Genomic DNA, 14,465 nt, shown 5'->3' on the forward strand with positions numbered 1-14,465 from the left:
GGTTAGTCGGCAAAGTTCAGCGCGATGTCGCCCAGCTCAATACGTTCTCCGGGTTCAACCTTGAACTCGGCCGCGGCCTTCGGCTGTCCGTCCACAAAGTTAATAATGCGGTAGAGTGCGCCCGGGATTAACGCCGGCAGCGTGATGCGGCCTTGGTCGTCCGTCTTGGGGCCAGGCCAGTAGTTCTGGCGGTCGATGTTGGCAACGGAGTCGGAGTCGGCCAGCGTGTCTCCCCTGCGAGCCGCCTCAAAGTCGTATCGCGGAGCACCGGGGGACACGACCAGGTGCGGCGTGAGCTCGACGCCTTCGCGCGGCTCGCCGTGCTGATCCACGACCCGAGCGGACGCCTCGCCGCACGGCCGAAGAACCACGGTTGCATCTCCGCCGCCTTCCACCAACACGGTGGCGCCAAGCCGTCGCTTGGGGTCGAGCACGTGGACCGGCATCTCCTCGCCTGCCTTCAGGCCGGAGACTTCGAACCGACCTCCGAGGGTCGGCAGCACTTGTCCGCGCCAATTCAGTGAGCGCGGCATGCGGTTGTGCTGGGAGACGACCAACGCGTCGTCAATGCTCAGGCCTTGCTCGTCGACGATGCGGCCGGTGACCGGGGCGCAGCGCTCGAGCTCGACCGACACGTCGAGCGGCTCGGCGTTCGGTTGCGGGTCGATCCGCACGGCCGCCTGCAAGTAGTTGCGCCGCCCGCCGGTCTCGTTTCTGCTGATCTCACGCTCGGTCACCGTCTGTGTGACGAACCGCCCGCTCTCTTCCTGAATCAACAGCCTGCCCGGTCCGGGCAGCACAGCGATAGCAAAGCGGCCCTCCTCGTCGGATACCTGCGTTGCCTGCCAGCCTGTAAGTATGTCGTCTGACGTGTTGGGGTTGTTGGAAGACTCCGGCGCGTACTGCACCACGGCGCCCTCGACCGGTGCGCCCGATCCGGCCTCGGTTACGACGCCCCGGATAAGCACCCCACGGGGCAGCGTCATATCGACGCGTCGCTCGGCGTCCCCCTCATGCCAACTTAGCGCCTCTGAGAGCGGCGTTTGGCGCACTAGGTAGGGCACACCGCCGGGCGGGAAGGCGTTGACGCCGAAGCGCACCCCCTGGCTGGGGGAGATGCGGTACTCGCCCCGTTCGTTGGCGACGCCTTCGACCGAGTACATCGATCCTCCCATCTCCTGCTGGCTCGCCCAGATAGAGACTCGCGCACGCGGGGCGGGCTCGCCGGTATCCTCGTACGTGATGGTCCCGACGAACACCTGCGCCGGCGAGAGCGGCAGAACGAGCTCTTCGCCAAATTGGCTGTTGCGGGTGAACGCTCGATAGGTTGCGTCGCGTTCGCCACGCTGCTCGGGCCTGCCGGTGTTGAGCGCGAGGTGCTGCCTGCCGAAGCGGTCGTCGGGCGTCACAATGGCAATGACGCCACAGTCCGCCGGCACTCCAAGTAAACGGAATCGGCCGTCGGCGTCCGACACCGCTCCCTGCAGCCACGCGGCCGGCGGGCTGTCTTCGCGGTAGCCCGCGCCGTTGCGCATTGGCTGTTGGTCCTGCGTACGCTCCACCACCGACTGAACCACCAGCTTCACGCCGCTGGCCGGTTGCCCCTCGATGTCCACGAGCTGTCCAACGATCGGCTGTTCCGCGACCAGCTGAATGTCAAACTTCTCAGCTTCGTCGAGGTTCAACTCCCGCCAAGCAATCCCCGCGCCGTCGGCCCGCACGAGTAGATTCGCGTAGCCGTGTGTCTTGGACGTGACATCGTCAGGGACCGTCAGGTTGTACTTCCCGTCAACGCCAACGGTTCCTTGCCCCAACACCTCGCCGCGCGTCTGCTGCGTGCCAGCAATCCGCAGAGCGACGATCGCCACGTGGGCACCCGACGCCGGGCTGCCATTGGGGAGCGTCACGGCGCCGGTAAACGTCTTGCCCGCAGCCGGCTGCGCCGCGGGGATGGGGGGCATAGACTCGGAGGCGTTGGGCGTTGACGCTGGCTCCGCGGCTGTGTTTTGCTTCACGACCTCACCCTCATCCCGCAGCCTCACATCGCCGAGGTCTTTCGACTCGCCCGGTTCGACCGTGATGACTGTGTCCAGCGGACCGGGCACTGTTGGCGCCCGGCGGCGGGTCATCATGCTGTCACGGTCGAACGCCATGAGTCGGTACTCCACCCCGGGCGCGAGGCCTGAGATCTCGAACCGGCCATCGGCGTCGGTCTCGTACCTTGCGCTCGAAGAGTGAGCGACGTTGTGCGGCAGCGGAGGTGTGTCGGGCTTCTGGGCGAGGTCCTCGAACGTGACGATTGCTGGGGTGCTGGGAACGAGCTGGCAGTTGGGCAGCGGGGCGCCGTCCTTGTCCACCAAGCGTCCGCTGGCCCTTCCCGCCGGCTGCAGCTCGATCACCAAGTCTTCCGGCAGCACTCCTTGGACGACCGCGTGCCCCGCCAGCCGCCGTTCTTGGTGGACAAAGTAAACATGCCGCGGTTGCTTGGGGTCATACCCGACGAGCTCAAACTTGTCGCCGATCGAGTGGTCCCACGAGCCGGTGAATCCGGCCAGCTGGCCGGTATGGTAGTAGTCGGTAACCGGCTCTCCCCCGGGACCCACGACGCGGCCGATGGCCGTTGTTCCGCGGTCGAGCTGCAGGTTGAGTTCGACCCGCTCGACTTCTTCCCCGGGGTCAATCTCTGCGACAAGGTGCGTGTTGCCCGGCATCAAGTACGACGGATTTGTCTTGATCATCCGCTCTGCGGGTGCGAACGAACCATCGCTCTTAAGGATTCGATTGGCCCGTGGGTAGATCTGGTGGTTATCGGCGTTGAAGGTGATATAGCCTGGTCCGGGTAGGGCCGCGATGCGGAATCGCCCTTCGCTGTCCGATCGCAGCCGATCGCGTTCGTCGACCCCAAGCGAGCGTGCCGCCTGGTGGGCTGGGCTGTCGGCGTCGACGTAGTACGCCAGGCGGCCGGGCAGGCCTTCGCCCGTCTGCTTGTCGGTGACGCTTCCCTCGACCCACACGCCGCGGTGCAGGTCGAAGTCGACGGTGGACGCCTGCCCCAAGTCGGTTGGCGCCGACTTCTCTGCCGAGAAGTACGCGATGTCGCCCCCCGGAGCGATCGCGGCAATCTCGTTCTCCCTGCCGACGGGCATCCCTTCGAGGCGATAGCGACCTTCTTTGTCGGTCACAGCGCGAACGAAGTCTTGTCCCCAGCCGTGGATCGGCTCGCCGTGGCGCTTCTGGCTCTTCACGGTGACCCCGACAAGCGGCTCTTTCGTGTCCGCGTCGCGCACGACGCCGGTGATCGGCACGGATGGTCCGGCGACATGCGTAAACTCGGCCGGGTGGTAGGTGTAGAAGCCGAGGTCGGGCGAGCGGCGCTCTCGCATCAGTCTGACGGCTTCCCCCGCCTCGGTGCGGGCCCAGATCTTGGCCGACTCGATGCCGGGGCCCTCGAGCAGCAGCCATGCAATCTTGCCATCACCGACGCCCTTGATCTGAAAACGCCCGTTGGCGTCGGTTGTCGCCGGTGAGATAATCGACCGCAGTTGCGGCCCATTCATACTCCGAGGCGTCTGCATCCGCGCGGAGTAGTAGTCCGCGTTGGGCTCACCGGCCGCCTTGCGCCATGCGTCGAGGGCGCCGTCGATGCCGGTCCAGGTTTCCAGCAGCGTTAGCCTGGCGTCGGCGACCGGCTGGCCGTTGACGTCGACGATGCGGCCGCGGATTGGCTCGCTCTCAGCCTGCAACCTGAGCGGCTGCCCTTTGGCCGCGAGCAGCATCTTGATCCACTCGGCGGCGGTCGGGGGCGCCGTCTTCAGGCGTTCCTGGGCTTTGCGGAGCGTTTGGCCGCTAGTCTCGAACAAGCCGGCCGCCGCCCAGGCAAAGCCAAAGTCATTGTGCTTGGCGACAAGCTGGCCGAAGCCAAACTCGCGGGCCGTCGCGTACGACCCGAAGTCGCCAGGCGTAACCGTGAAGCGGAACTGCCCCTCGGCATCGGTTGTCGCAAGGGGTTTCCAACTGGGAGTCAGCAGGCCGCCCGCTTCGGGGATGTGGAACACGAGGTACAACTCGGCGCCGGCGGCCGGGTTGCCATCTGGATCGACAACCTGGCCAGCGAATTCGCTCGAGGAAGAGTCGCCTTGCTTCGTTTCGCCAGTTTGTGCCTGCGCTGTTGTCCGGACCGGCTCGGCTTGGTCGTCACTGGTGACGTCGATTACGCCGAGATCGATTGCCTCGCCGGGACTGACCTTCAGATCTCTGGCGAGTATCTTGAACCCGAGCTGCGCGGACTCCGAGTACACGTTGTAGGAAGTCCCTGGCAGCACGCCCGTCTGTTCAAAGCGGCCTTGCTTGTCGGTGGTGATTTGCACAAGTTCGGGGCTGTAGTCTCCTCCAGGAAGCGGCTCAAAGCGGATCTGGGCGCCGGGGAGGGGCGAATCAGGGCCGTCCACAATCTGGCCACGGATCGTCGTGCAGGGCTCGAGCTCAGCCACAAGCTCATTGGGCGAATCCGCGGCCGATATCTGCAGCACTTTGCCAATCCGCCGCTCGGGGTGGTAAATCAACAGGGTCCGCTGTTCGGTCGCCCCCAACCTGGAGACTTCCAGAAGTGCGCCCTCCGGCTGCGTCCAGCCGGAGCGATGAACCAGGCCCGCTGTGTGAACGCCATCGATCGGGTTTCCCTGCTCGTCGGCGAGTGACACCCGCACCGACCGCCCGCGGTCGACTTCGAAGTTCACCACGAACTCTGTCGCGTTCTCTGGGATATCGACCTCACGCATGATGGTGGGATTCAATCGACTCGGGGGCGAGCCCAATCCGTACGTGAGGAAGTTGCCTGCCTTGGTCGCGCCTTCGATAAGCTCAGAGCCTTGGCCATTGGGGTACGGTCCTCTCCACAGTTGGGCCCCGACAATCGCTTTTCCCGGGAGGCCAACCAGCCGGAAGGCGCCGTCGGGGGCGATCTTGTAGCGATTCTGCCAACCATCTTGGGGGCCGTCTGCGAATTCCGGCAGAGCGTTGGCGTAGGGGTTCGACAGGTAGGGGTAATACTGAACCCATGCCGTCCGTGAACCACCAGTCGGCTCGCCGGTGATCTTGTCGGTCACTCGGCCGGTGATCCAGACGCCGCGATGCAGATCCAGCGTCACGTTAATCGGCTCGATGCCCGGCTGCTCAGGAACACTGTAGTCTCGCATCAGGTACGGTTGATCGTCGCTGGGAAGAATCTTGAGCAGCTTGCGAGATCCCTTGGGCATGCCCACCAAACGGAAGCGGCCTTCGCTGTCGCTTACTGCGCGGAGGCGATTCTCGCCGGGGAAAGAACGACGGATCATCCAGTAGGGTGCGATGGACACTCCGGACAGCGGGTCGCCCGACTCGGCGTCCCGCACGACTCCCTCGACCGGTTGCGTGGGCGCGGCGAGGATCTCACAGTTGGCCCCGTAGATCGTCTGCTTGTCCGACCACTCTGGGTCGTCGGCTACCACGGGCTTCATGTCACGCGTGACGATCGTTTCCAGCGTGTAAGCAATGGTTGGCCCTTCTAAGGCGATGCGGACCTTCCGCTCGCGGCCGATCCCGGTGATGGCAAACTCGCCTTTGGCGTCGGTTGTAAGCTTTGCAGTCGTGTGCGGCGGGGTCAGCCGGGTGCGTCGCTTGAAGTGCTTTTCGATAGCGGTCCAGAACCACTCGCGGCCTTCGATCGCCGAGAGCCAACTGTCGAGGCTCTCATCTGCGGTCGCGGCGACGTTGCAAACCGTGACCGTGACGTCCGGGAGCGGATTCCCTTCGAGATCAATCACCTTGCCGTGGATCGGGACGTCGTCGCGCACCAGCCGTAGCGTCAGGGAGTCGGGAACGGGTTTGTCGTCTGGGACTACCTCGAACCCAGGGCCGAAACCGGCGCGGCCGGCGACGACTGCGACGTCGCTGTTTTTCGGGTAGGTCAATTTGAAGCGGCCGTCCGCGCCCGACTCGGTTTTCGCCAGGGGCGAAAGCGGCGCGTCCGGGTCGCGGATCCAGGTTTGGGCTTCGACAGTAGCTCCGGCAACGGGTCCGCCGGTTGGGTCGAGCACCTTGCCGCGGATCGTGACTACGGAGGATCCGACAGCCTGCTCGTCAGCAGCTGCGCTGGTTGGCTTTGTCCGCACAGGTGTGGGCCGGTCGTCACTGTCGACGTCGATCGTGCCGAGATCGATCGTCTCCCCGGCCGACACGGTGAGCTCTTTAGCCACCGAAGTGAATCCGAGCCCCCGCCCCTGGGCCTGGATGGAGTAGTCTAGCCCGGGAAGGAACTCCTCATGGCGGAATCTCCCCTCATGATCAGTGGCTGTGCTACCAAGATTACGGCCATAACCCGAGTCGCCCTTCACATCGATCCGTATCGATACGCCGGAGACCGGCGTGCCGTCTCGCGTAAGTCGCCCGACGACGGTCGCCATCGGTTCCAGCTTTACTTCCTGCGAGTCGCCTTGGTTCTTGTCAGTGGCGACGCGGAGCGCCTTGCCGAGGCGCCGTTCCGAATGGCTAAGCAGCACCGTGCGTTTTTCGCCGGGGCGGAAGCAGAGGAGATCGAAGTCGGCCGACTCCATCCTCCTTTGAGACCCGTAGATCTCCGTGACGCCAACCACGTCGACGCCGGTCAGGGGCCGGCCGCTCGGGTCCACTGCTCTAAGTGTGACGCTGTCGCCTGAATCAAGCGAAAAGTCGAGAGCGGTTTTGTCTGCGTCGGCAGTCAACCACACTTCCTTCATGGCCGTCGGCCACTTTGGGGAGGGGTTGATGGGGCCGTTGAGCCGCATAAAGGCGTCGCGGTTGTCGGCGTCCGGAAGGTCGGCGTAGCCCTGCCCGCCGGGGTAGGGGTAGAGGATCGCCTTCACTCCAACAACTCCATGCCCCGGAAGCCCAACCACCCTGTACCGCCCGTCGGCGTCGGTGCGGTACCGATCCTGGACGTTCGAGCAATGCGCGCCGTGTTCAAACTCGGGCAGATCCTGCGCCAGCTTGTTGTCCGGAAACGCCATGTAGTGCATGTGCGCCGCCACTGGCAAACCGGTTGACTTGTCTGTCACGCGGCCGGTGATCCACTGGCCGCGATGGAGCTCGAGGTCGAGGTCGACCGGCTCAAAACCCGGCGGCGCCGGCACGGCGAACTCGGCCGTGAAGTAGGGCAGCCCTGTGGGAACAACCACAATCTCGTTGCCCTCGCCCTTGGGCATCCCTTCGAGTCGGTATCTGCCGTCTTTGTCGGACGTTGACTTTACGCTGGTAATCCCACTGATGTTGTCGCCGGCGAACTTCCAGCTCCAGACCTCGGCGCCCGCGATTGGTTGGCCCGTGTCTGCGTCGCGGATGACGCCCGCAATCGAACGCGACGGCGCCGCCGTGTACTCGAACCGCGAGCCGAACTGGGTGTCGCTGTCGGCTTCGCGGTACGCGTAGGCCGGGTGCACGATCGGTTCCATCGGTCGCGTCGCGACGCGGAGGGTCCTCGTAACAATTGTCGGACCGCTGACTTCCAGGCTGACAACACGCTCGTGTCCGATACCGGTTATGCGGAACCGGCCTTCAGAGTCCGTCGTGACCGTCGGCCAGTGGTTCGCTTTGTGCGGCGGCAACCCCCCGTCCATTTTCTCGTACGCAGTAGAGATCGCCTGAGACGCTTTGATTGCCTCGATGTACTCATCAAGAGTGTCCGCCTTCGGCGTGTAGATCGAGCCAACTTCGACGCTGGCGCCCACGACCGGGTTCCCCTCCAGGTCGATCACGCGCCCCTCGATCGGCACGTCGTCGGCCACAAGCCGGATGGTCGCGCGCTCGTCGGGTTTCAAGCGATCGTAGTGCGCCCATCCAGGTCCGTACCCTTCCGCGAAGGCCGTGATGTACGTTTCACGCCACTGATCCGCCCGCCCGGCGTTCTCGGCGAACTGCGACTTCCGGTACGAGACTTCGAATCGGCCTTCTTGATCGGCCTTCGCGGCGCCGAGCGGCTTCTTGTCCCCGTAGTTCCAGAACCAGCGTAGAACAACAACATCGACTGGCCCTGCGGGTTCGCCGTTTGGCTTGAGCACCTGCCCTCGGACGGTGACTAGATCGTCGCTCGCCGGTGGCCCCTCGGAACGGTTCTCAGCGATCGCCGTCGCGTCCGCAGATCTATCCTCGCTGATCTCCGCCTGCGAGGGCGTCGGCGCCAGGCCGATCAACCCAGTCGCCGACACGCCCACGAGCCCGCCCACCAGCACCGTCAGCAGCAGGAGGTTCCCAACTCGCGTCGAGAGCGACCGTGACGTGTCCGTGATTCGCGCTACCCGTTTGGCGAGCATCGACCGCAACGATACGATTCCCACGCCAGCCGCCGCGATTGGCGCGGAAGACAGCTCGGCGATGTCGACCAACCGGTGCGCGTAACCCTCGCGATCGCCGCCAAGCTGTACGACGAAGTCATCGCACACCTCTTCGGCGGTCGCCTCGACCCGCCGCGATAAGACCCATAGCAGCGGCTGGAAGAAGAACACCGCCGTGGCAAGCTGACGCAGCAGATTCCACAAGCAGTCGTTGCGACGGAGGTGGGCCAACTCATGGATCAGCACGTCCCGCAGCGGTAGGCAGAGCTCCGCTTCGGGCAGCAGGACCGTGGGCTTTCGCACGCCCGAAAGACACGGGCCGGGCAGGTACGGGCTGCATCGCACCTCTGGCGTCGTTACGTTCATTGCCTCGGACAGCTGTTGGCAGGTTTCCCGCGCTGCGTCGTCGGCTTCGACGGCCGATCGGCGCAGTCGGGCAAGCCTCCACCATGCTAGGGATAGTCGCGTCGCCAGCAGCCCCGAGACGAGCAACCAGGCTGCAGCAGCGGCTAACGCGGCCTTGCCGAATAGTGTGACCGTTACCCCCTGATCACCCTGATCCTCCGCGATTGCCGCCTGGATGGGCGGCGGCGCCGGCGTCTCGTCCGTATCAGTCGCTGCCGCTGCAGGTTTCGCTTGCGGCGGCTCAAGTTCAATGGGACCCGCGTTTGGTTCTATGGCGACGAAAGGTGCTCCCTGGCTGCTGGAAGAGGAGTTACCAGGCGGAGCAAGTGCGAATTCCGATGAGGTGGAGGCGAGGGCAACCCGGGGGAGGCTGGCGTCTTCGACCCCAATGGCTGGGCCTTCGCTGGTTACCCACGCCAGCGGCATGGCGACCGACCATCCCGTAAACCCGGCCTGAGACAATGTCAGTGTTGCAACCGGACAAACGAGAGCGGCCGCCAGAGCTGTCCGGTACACAACGGACTGAACGGCTGAGCCGCAGCGGCGAAGCAACCCACCCGCCAGCAGGCCGATACTCAGAAGGAGCGTTGACTGGAGCATCCAGTTGGCGGCAAGACCGATCAGAGCTGACACAACGTCGATCCAGCCCGTTTGAGTCGACAACCAGTTCATCGCGACTCCCCTTTAGTTCTTGCTGCGACGGTTGATGAGCTTGCGGATCTCGTCGATTTCTTCCTTGGATACGTTCTCGTTCTTCAACAGATGCGTGACCAGCTTGCCGACGTTGCCGCTGAAAACACGTTCAAGCAGGTCACGCGTAGCGTTCTGCTTGAAGTTGTCTTCTTCGACCAGGGGCAGGAAGATAAAGGTGCGCCCCTCGGTCTCGTGCTTGACCGAGCCCTTTTCTTCCAAACCACGCAGCAGCGTTTGCACGGTGCTGTGGGCGATCGGTTCGATCTGGTTGATCGCGTCGGTGATCTGTCGGGCCGTTGCCCGTCGCTCGGCCCACAGGACCTGCATGATGAGCAGCTGAACTCGACCTAACTGCGTCGATGACATGGGAGAGCAGCCTTCGGGGCCATTGCCTTCGTTTAGCAGACTAAATCTACCGATGTAGACATTGCGAGTCAACAGAATTCTTGCATGAGCATCCGACCTAACTTGCCCGCCAGCGAGCGTCTTCTACTTTGCACTCGCTCAATGAATGGCCTTCGGGGCGAATGCTTTCCGATTTCAAGCCAAAGAGGGAATCCCACGGTTCGGCTTCGGAGGGCCGGACCGTGTGAAGCCGCAGCACGAAGCGGTAGAGCTTCTCGGCTCTCACCGGTTGGCTCGGCATCTTCGAGCGGGTTCGCCGCCCGCTTCGATTGGCGGAAACGCGGAGCAACCGTCAGGGGGCTCACGCCCACGGTTCAGACTATCGCCTATTTGAGTACTGTTCCGGCAAAATGCGATCAATCGCTCCGACGACTCCCAGCGACGGAACTCGCCCTCAGCGAGTGAGAACGCGTTCGCATCAGACTGGGACAGCTGGATGATCGTCTCGACCGGATTGGGCGCCAGTCACCGTAGTCCTCGCTGTGTATCAACAGTCGCTACTCGCTGCGGGCGCGATCGAAAAGCCCCCAACTCACTTTGTTGTGGGGCGTGGACGTGAGGCCTTTTCGGAGTCGACAGGGAAGAGGGGGATTTGCAGGGTAGGCGCGAGGCCGTCAGGCGGCGTTTAGAGCTTCAACGCCCGCTGGCGGTAGTGCTCGTCCATGCGATTGGCGATACGGCTAACGTTCTCCTCACTCAAGTACGTGGGGCCGCCCAGTGCCGCGGCGCCGACGAAGATGCTGGCTGCCTTCTCGGCCATCAGCATCGCCGCCTTCACCGCACCCGCGGTGCGGCCGAGAGTGATCAAGCCGTGATTCTGCAACAGGATCACCCGTGGAGGCGCCCCGTTTCTCTGCATGAATCGTGATGTCTGATCTCTGATTGCCCGCGCGAGCACTACGCCCGGGTCGGTGTAGGGCACCAGCACGGAGGAAGCGCCGCAGCACACGATCTGGTCGGGGAACAGGCTCTTCGCCGCGAACTCTCCGGCCATCGGGGAGCACAGAATCTGGTTGACCGCCACGCTGTGCGCGTGTCCGGCGAACTCGATCCCCGGGAGCGACAGCAGAAAAGCGTGGAACAGCGTCTCGACCGATGGCTTCTTCGCGGCGGCGTCGACTCGGCTGGCTAGGAGGCGTTCCTCAATCTCCTGATCGGAGAGTCCGTCCGCGTCCAGCATCGGCAGCAGAGAAGAGAACTGGCACGCCACCACGTCCTCTTCGCTGAGCGTCTGCAGACAGCTTCCGCTGGCCTTTACTAGGAAGGTGTGATCGTTGAGCTTCGCCGAAGTGTTCCCCTCGCCCAGTATGGCTAGCTGGCGGTGTTCTTCGCCTATAAAGTGTGATAGTTCGAGGATTGCCTCTAGCGTCTCCTGATGGTCCATACAGGCTTATCGATGCTCGGGTGGCTGGAATGAGTGGCGGTGTACGCCGACCGCCAGGATCCTCTCGTAGGCGGGAACGTTCGCGTGTCGGTCCTCGGCCCTAAGCGTAACCGCACCGCCTACGCTGTGCTACTCTGCAGATGCGTCAGCCACATTGTTGCTGGTGCGAAGTAGCGGAACGAGTCGAACCCATGATCCACGCAATTACAGACGCAGCGAGCACCGCTGAGAGGGGTTCAGGAACCGCATTACTCGCGCCGCTTGCATCGCCAGCGTATCCGAAATGCGATCTCCAAACGGCGTAGTCCTTCGTGTCGACAAACCCATCCCCGTTGGCGTCCGCGGAGGTGTACTGTGGGACGGCGTTTCCTCTGACATCCCGCCAGACCGTGTAGTCGGCGGCATCGATCTGCCCATCTCCGTTAAAGTCACCGGTCATCAGGAACTCGGAAAGCACGACGGCGCCTTCTACGTAGTTGTACGAAACGATTACAGAGCCCTCTCCTCCTTCGGTCCCGATGCGATCACCAGCATCGGCGTTTTCGAAGCTGCCGCTAAGTGACTCGGCAGTGAGTATGGTGAAAGAACCATCTGGCGGCGGCAGGAACAGGGCGCCGTCGGACTCAAGCAGCGAAACGCTGAGACTGCCCCCGAGCGTTGCCGCTCCGGCCGCGAGTTCATCGTGTTCTATCCCTGCAGAAAGCCCGCCGAGTTCAACCGCCAGCGTCGATCCGGTTTGGAACTCAATTTCACCAAGCGTCAGGCTGCCGACGCTGGCGCCAGGAGCGACGATGCCGCCAGCCTCAACGACCACGGCGGCGTCGACCGCACCGTTTCCGGAAAGCGAACCACCACCAACCACGGCATAGTTCTCACCTCCAGTGTGTGTTCCATTAACCTGAAGGACACCCGCCTGGACGGTTGTCGATCCCGAGTAAGTGTTGTGCCCAGACAGGGCCTGTGTTCCACTGCCGGACTTCACCAGGCTGACCGCTCCCTGGATGCTTCCTGTAAACGAAGCCAACCCAGTCTGGCTATCGACAATTAAGGAGCTCGGCTCGCTGGCGTTCGGGTTTGACGCCAGAATGCTCCCCGGACCGAAGATCTGGCCAGTCCTCGTCGTCAGGCTGTTGTCGTCGGTCCGCGCGTTGATATCCATGGCTCCGTACAAAAACACGACGCCCGGGGTGTTGACGGCTTTGTCCCCGATCGCCGAAAGAACCGCACCGGAGCTCACGGTCAGGTTTCCGTTGACGACGTTCGACCGAGCCACGACGGCGCCTTCGGCCACAGTAAACGAGCCAGTAAATGTGCTCGCCTTCTCGATACTGAGCGTGCCAGGCCCGCGCTTGGTGAAGTTGCCGGCCCCCTGAATTCCGCCAATCAGAAGCTGATGGCCGGGCACTCCTACGCCGATCGACGCGTTCCCATCCAGGAAGATTGTGCTCTCGTCACTGACACTGGAGCTCCCAAACCGTGTGCCATTGCTAGCCTGACCATCGGAGTACAGTGCGCCGCGGCCGTCTACTCCGTGGCCGCTAATGGTGAGCTTCTCGTTCGCAACCCGGATGCCGGGCTGGATCTCCAGGCTGCCCCCGGCCTCTACAATCGATGCGTTGGCTTCAAGCGATCCGTCGGCGGCGGCGCCATTGTTGCCAAGCCCAAGAGCGTCGGTCAGAACGACGTGAGTGCCACTGAGCACAACTGAGACGCCGTCGTAGGAGTTTTTCTTGCCGTTCGTAATCACCGGCGCACGCGAGCTGCCCGTGTTGTTTGTGGCTAGGTTGCCTAGCACCGCCGTCTGGTTGGTGTTGTTAACGAATACGGAGTCGATGAAGTCACCCGGGTCGCCGTCTTCGGGTCCGCTTGGGTGGGAGGTGTCCCGCCAGTTGTTGAAGAAGGTTTGACCAATTCGGACGAGCGAGTCGGCGGGGAGCGCGCCCGCAGGAAGGTCACTGTCGATCGTCACATTGAACCGCTGGCCGTTGAGGTAGGCGGCGGCCCAGTCCACCCCGACCGGCGCCTCTCCCACCAGCTCCAGCTCGATTGTCGTGTCCCGGGCGTGGTTCTGGGGGATGTGTATTGCGGGGCCGTTCACGATGTCAGCCTTCGCGTTTGTAACCGTGGTGAGCGAACCGAGGCCGAAGGCCGTCTCCGTGCCGTAGGCCTCGACGTTGTTAAGCGTAATGCCCAGGCCGTTGTCCAGGTCCGTGAAGCCCAAGGCGGTAGCGAAGCCGGTGCGCATGTTGGTTACCACCACGTTCTCTGCCGTGAATCCAACCGTGGGTACGCCGTTGATCGATCCATACAATCGCACCCCGCCCTCGTTGGCGGAGATCATGATGTCGTCGGGGATCTCATTCCCGTGAGAGGTGAACCCGTACTCCTGGTACTTGGGGTGGTTGATCACGTTGCTGGAGGGGACCAGCTCGCCGGTGACCGTGCTGTTGGTGAGCGTGGTGTTCCTGGACTTCTGGACAAAAAAGCCGTGACCGTAGGTCTTGACATCCAGTTGCATGTCGTCAACGACCGCGTTGGTAGCTTCAAACACGTTGAACGCCGAGGTCTTGTTGTGGCCCACCCAGGGTAGGCCAACCACCCCCTCCGGCTCGCCCGGGACCTGCCCGGGCGGCTCACCCTGGGGAAACTGCCGGGCGCCCTTTCCAAACGCGTCGCCCAGGCCGTAGGGCGACGAACCGCGAGAGAGCACGTTCGCGCCCTGCACTCTGTTGTCCACGCCGGTCAGTTGCACGTAGACCGCCGCCCAATCGGCGTAGCGCTGCGCGCCAGGGTCCGTGTCCAGATCCAAGTCGTACCCGGTGAGGCTGAGGTCGTTTACGGTGTTGCCGGCGCCGCTGATCTTCACCACCCGCACGCCGCTGTCGTGCCCAAGGGCTCGACCAAACCCGTCGAGCTTGCGGGTGTCGAGCTTGAGGTTGGCGCCGGTCAGATTGTACGTGTTGTTGTTGCCCCCTAGCTCCAGGAAGATTGGCTGAGAACTCGTGGGATTGGCGATATGATCGCCGTTGATCCAGTAGTCGCCTGGCGCAAGGGTGATGGTCGCGTTGTTGACAGTCGTCGACAGCGACCGTAGCGTCGCAAGATTGTTGGCAAAGTACTGCCCTCTGGCAGGCCTGCTACAGACCGATGCGCCGACGGCCACGCATACTACCGCGAACTTGAATCCAAGCGTCATGAGATTTGCCTTCCACTGTTCCGCCCGCAATGAGTCGGCG

At 63.4% G+C, this 14,465-nt stretch carries 4 protein-coding genes; all 4 read right to left on the reverse strand.

The window, feature by feature from the left end; all coding sequences use genetic code 11:
* Positions 1-2 precede the first annotated feature (2 nt).
* Positions 3-9,419, reverse strand: coding sequence for a M56 family metallopeptidase (locus KOR34_RS01235; RefSeq protein WP_146561470.1), 9,417 nt, complete (start codon positions 9,417-9,419; stop codon positions 3-5).
* A gap of 12 nt (positions 9,420-9,431) precedes the next feature.
* On the reverse strand, positions 9,432-9,806 hold the full coding sequence (locus KOR34_RS01240; RefSeq protein ID WP_146561472.1) for a BlaI/MecI/CopY family transcriptional regulator: 375 nt from the start codon (positions 9,804-9,806) through the stop codon (positions 9,432-9,434).
* 664 nt (positions 9,807-10,470) lie between these two features.
* Positions 10,471-11,229 (reverse strand): class II aldolase/adducin family protein, encoded by a 759-nt coding sequence (locus tag KOR34_RS01245; RefSeq protein WP_146561474.1) that lies wholly within the window; start codon positions 11,227-11,229, stop codon positions 10,471-10,473.
* A 145-nt stretch (positions 11,230-11,374) separates the two neighbouring features.
* A complete protein-coding gene (locus KOR34_RS01250) occupies positions 11,375-14,425 on the reverse strand; it encodes a dockerin type I repeat-containing protein (RefSeq protein ID WP_146561476.1) in 3,051 nt (1,016 codons plus the stop codon).
* Positions 14,426-14,465 lie beyond the last annotated feature (40 nt).

Origin of the sequence: Posidoniimonas corsicana, assembly GCF_007859765.1 — a bacterium.
GTDB classification, from domain to species: Bacteria; Planctomycetota; Planctomycetia; order Pirellulales; family Lacipirellulaceae; genus Posidoniimonas; species Posidoniimonas corsicana.